This is a genomic window from Caulobacter sp. (genome assembly GCF_017744445.1).
Taxonomy (GTDB): domain Bacteria; phylum Pseudomonadota; class Alphaproteobacteria; order Caulobacterales; family Caulobacteraceae; genus Caulobacter.
In genome coordinates this window covers 1-855 of the sequence record NZ_JAGIBH010000078.1, presented here as the reverse complement: position 1 = coordinate 855, position 855 = coordinate 1, and the positions used below count along the sequence as shown (strand labels likewise).

2 protein-coding genes are annotated in these 855 nt (G+C 64.3%); one reads left to right on the top strand and one right to left on the bottom strand.

All coding sequences use genetic code 11. The features are described 5' to 3' along the window. A partial coding sequence (locus J7528_RS23720; protein WP_291879780.1) for a hypothetical protein occupies window positions 1-104 on the bottom strand: 104 nt, incomplete at its 3' end. 238 nt (window positions 105-342) lie between these two features. Between J7528_RS23720 and J7528_RS23715 the strand changes: the two genes are divergently transcribed. Beyond that, window positions 343-720, top strand: a complete 378-nt coding sequence (locus tag J7528_RS23715) for a GIY-YIG nuclease family protein (protein ID WP_291879777.1) — start codon at window positions 343-345, stop codon at window positions 718-720. Window positions 721-855: the final 135 nt, after the last annotated feature.

Here is an 855-nt window from a genome sequence, read left to right as displayed (position 1 = left end):
TCGGGCCGCCGGTCGACACGGACGTCGGGCCCCCGCATGGCCAGGGGCTTGAACGGGGCGGTGCTGGCGTCGCGCGGGGTCGACGCGCCGTCGGCCGGCGTCATGGTCTATCTCCCTCGGTTATCGTTGTTCAGGCGAGCGTGCGCCCTGGCGGAAGGCGCGACAAGGTTTCCGCTTGGGGAAGCGGAAAAGCTTTTTCTCGTCCCCTCACCTCTCAACCGTCATTCCCGCCCTTGTGGCGGGAACCCCTCTGTCCGCCGCAAGGGCAGCGGGTTGGCGCGCTGGCGCGCCACGGCTCCTCACGTGCTAGCTGAACCAGGGTTTCCCGCCACAAGGGCGGGAATGACGAAGCTTATATGTTCATATATTGTTCCCGCAAAACGGGAGGGTGGAACCATGGTGCCGCGTGAGGCCTGGATTGCGGTCTACATGATGGCCGACCGCTATCGCGGCACCCTCTACACCGGCGTGACAGCGCGTTTCTGGACACGCATCACGGAGCATCGCGAACTCCAGTCCGGCTTCACCAAGCGATACGGCCTTACCCGCTTGGTCTGGTACGAGGAGCACGACCTGATGACCGGAGCGATCCAACGTGAAACCTCGCTCAAGCGCTGGCCACGGCAGTGGAAGATCAACCTGATCGAACGCGACAACCCGCGCTGGGAGGATCTCTACGCGTCGGTGTTCGAGTGGACACCCGTCCCGCGCCAGATTTGAGCCCATCAACGAAGAAGGGGCCGCACGGCTTTCGCCGATGCGACCCCTCATCCGTCGGCTTCGCCGACACCTTCTCCCGCAAGGGGAGAAGGAAATCAGCTACTCCGCCGCGGCCTTGGCCGAGTAGCCCAGGAT

Excerpts from the sequence above, each read along its gene's own strand:
- J7528_RS23715 (WP_291879777.1), top strand. The coding sequence starts at position 343 with ATGACGAAGCTTATATGTTCATATATTGTTCCCGCAAAACGGGAGGGT.